General features: G+C 62.6%; 2 protein-coding genes. Both read right to left on the bottom strand.

What is annotated here, in order from left to right:
- A partial coding sequence (locus ADADOO_RS11475) for an ABC transporter permease (protein ID WP_511277645.1) occupies window positions 1–1,376 on the bottom strand: 1,376 nt, incomplete at its 3' end.
- The gene (locus ADADOO_RS11480) at window positions 1,376–2,353 is read right to left on the bottom strand and encodes an ABC transporter permease (RefSeq protein ID WP_511277646.1); all 978 of its coding nucleotides are present in this window, start codon (window positions 2,351–2,353) and stop codon (window positions 1,376–1,378) included. The genes ADADOO_RS11475 and ADADOO_RS11480, both read right to left, overlap by 1 nt.
- Between the last annotated feature and the right edge of the window lie 245 nt (window positions 2,354–2,598).

Genomic DNA, 2,598 nt, shown 5'->3' on the forward strand with positions numbered 1-2,598 from the left:
GCAGCCCTCGGGTCGAATGCGTCGCGCACGGCGTCGGCGAACAGGTTGGCGGCGAGGACGAGGATGAACATGGCCGCGAAGGCCGCGACCAGCGACCACCAGACGACCGGCTCGCGGCCGAGTTCCATGCGGGCGTTGTTGATCATCGTGCCGAAGCTGGTCATCGTCGGATCGACGCCGATGCCGACGTAGGACAGCACCGCCTCGGCCAGGACGAGCCCGGAGAAATCCATGACCAGCGCGATGATGACGATGTGCATGAGGTTGGGCAGGATGTGGCGGACGATGATGCGCCAGCTCGACACGCCGAAGGCCTGCGCCGCCTGGATGTAGTCGAGTTCGCGCAGCTTGAGCGTCTCGCCGCGCAATAGCCGGCACAGTCCCGTCCAGCTCGTGATGCCGAGGATGAAGCAGAGGGCGAGCAGGCGCAGGTCGGCGCGCTCGGCGGCGGTCGAGAACCATTCGGGGTGCGTATCGATGACGACCTGCATCATGAGCACGGCGGCGGCGATGAGCAGCACGCCGGGGATCGAATTGAGAACCGTGTAGATGTACTGGATCAGGTCATCGACCCAGCCGCGGAAATAGCCGGCGACGATGCCGAGCAGCACGGCCATGGGCAGCATGACCAGCGTTGTGACGAGGCCGATGATGAGCCCGGTGCGCACGCTTTTGAGGATCTGGTAGAGCACGTCCTGGCCGACCTTGTCGGTGCCGAAGACGTGGTAGTCGCCGGATAGCCAGAGCAGCGGGACGATGACCAGCAGCATGAGCAACAGCGTCAGCAGCACGGCGTCCCAGGCGAAGGCCGCTTCGCGCAATTTCAATTTTGGGCATTTTTTCCGGTTGACCGTGGCAACCGCGCCAAACACGCCCAACCAGCCGATAAAGGCCAGTGCACTGGCCTTCAGGGCCGTCAGGCCGGCATCGGCTGCGACGTCATCCTCGCGTTCGCCAAGATGCTGGCCGCCGTGCTTGAGGCGCGGGTAATCGCGCACCGTCCCCTGCCCCGGAACGTCGATGGTTTCCTTGGCGTAAAGCCGCGTCGCAAAGGGCTCGGAGTAGGTTTTTTCATTGCGCGAACGCAGCGGCGCGGCCAGCGCATCGAGCGCCGACAGCACCTCGATCGCATAAACCGCCTTCTGCCCCGGCTGGCTCTCGAGTTGCGCGCGGTAATGCAGCGAATCGAGCAGGCCGATCAAAATGAAGGCGAGCAGCACCGTCGCCGACGCCATGCCGACCCGATTCGCCCCAACCCGGCGCCAGGCGGCGAGCAGCGGCGGGTTCTTGGCAATCAGCACACCAAGGCCCAGACCGGCCGCGACGAGCAACCAGATCAGCACATCCGACCACAGCACGACGATCTGCAAGCCCATCATGCGAAGCGTATCCGCGGATCAACCAGCGTGTAGGAAATGTCGGTCAGGATCAGGCCGACGATGTAGAGCACCGAGCCGATGAAGACCATAGCCCGCACCACCGAGAAATCCTGCGCGTTGATCGCGTCAATCGTGTAGCTGCCCAGGCCGGGGATGCCGAAGAAGGATTCGGTCAGCAGCGAGCCCATGAAAAGCAGCGGAATGACCACGACGACGCCGGTCAGGATCGGAATCAGCGCATTGCGCAAAATGTGGCGGAAGAACACCAGCGTTTCCGGCAGGCCCTTGGCGCGGGCGGTGCGCACGTAATCCTTGCTGACCTCTTCGAGGAAAATCGTCCGGTACCAGCGCGTCGAGGAACCGATGCCCGACACGACGCCGATCAGCACCGGCAGGATCAGGAAACGCCACGCCTCAAGCCCGGCGCCAAAGCCGGAAATCGGCACTAGCCGCCACACCTTGCTGATCAGATATTGCCCGCCGATGATGTAGAACAGCCCGGAAATCGACATCGCTGCGACGCACAACACGACACCCCAGAAATCGAACGCCGTGGCACGGAAGAAGGCCAGCGCCAGGGCAAACGTAATCGTCACGAACAGGCCGAGAATAAAGGTCGGCAGCGCGATGGCCAGCGACGGCAGCATCCGGTTGCCGATTTCGCGAGCGATGTCGCGGCCATCCTCGGCCCGACCGAAATCGCCAACAAACATGCGGGCCGATTTTTGAAAGAAAATCGTGTCGACCGCAGCATTCAGCCCGCGCGCCTCGCTATTCCACAAAAGCGGCTTGTCGTAACCGCGCTCGACCTTCCACCTCTCGATCGCCTCGGGCGTCACCCGCTTGACGCCGAGCTGCATGCGCGCCATGTCGTCCGGCGTATTGACGACGAAGAACAGCGCGAAGGTAACGAGGTTAACCCCGATCAGGATAGGCAACGCATAAAGCAGGCGGCGGATGATGTAAGCAAGCATTGGCCCGATTATGCCAAGAGCCGGCGAGAAGTGCTAAGCAAAGCGGAGCGCGGCGAATCGCCCCGACAAGCCGATCGCTACAATGCATCAACCTCATCGTCAGCGCCCTGCAGACGCCGGTCGAGTCGCTCGTCGGGATTGGCGAAATAGCAATCGAGCGCATCCTTGAGGTTGTTGACGGCTTCGTCCTTGGTCAGGCCATCCGTCGTAATGTCCAGCTCGATGCAATGGGCGATGAAAACGCC

The organism is Azonexus sp., from assembly GCF_036170495.1.
Taxonomy (GTDB): Bacteria; Pseudomonadota; Gammaproteobacteria; order Burkholderiales; family Rhodocyclaceae; genus Azonexus.

Coding starts and splice junctions, on each gene's coding strand:
- ADADOO_RS11480 (WP_511277646.1), bottom strand. CDS start 2,353: ATGCTTGCTTACATCATCCGCCGCCTGCTTTATGCGTTGCCTATCCTG.